The sequence below is a fragment of the Hydrogenovibrio sp. 3SP14C1 genome, assembly GCF_029625905.1.
Taxonomy (GTDB): Bacteria; Pseudomonadota; Gammaproteobacteria; order Thiomicrospirales; family Thiomicrospiraceae; genus Hydrogenovibrio.
The window spans coordinates 1-240 of record NZ_JARTLM010000299.1 but is presented as its reverse complement, the minus strand read 5'-3'; the positions used below and the strand labels follow the sequence as shown (position 1 = coordinate 240).

At 51.7% G+C, this 240-nt stretch carries 1 rRNA gene; it reads left to right on the top strand.

The features are described from left to right. Positions 1-240: ribosomal RNA gene (locus P8629_RS12600) — 23S ribosomal RNA — on the top strand; the annotation flags it as partial.

Here is a 240-nt window from a genome sequence, read left to right as displayed (position 1 = left end):
CCTTAAGCTTTATTGGTGTCAGGCGAAGTGCTCTGGAAAGGCACGCGATACCGGGTGATAGCCCCGTAGCCGTTAACGCCAGTAAAGTGAAATCGAGTAGGGCGGGACACGTGATATCCTGTCTGAATATGGGGGGACCATCCTCCAAGGCTAAATACTCCTGACTGACCGATAGTGAACCAGTACCGTGAGGGAAAGGCGAAAAGAACCCCTGTGAGGGGAGTGAAATAGAACCTGAAA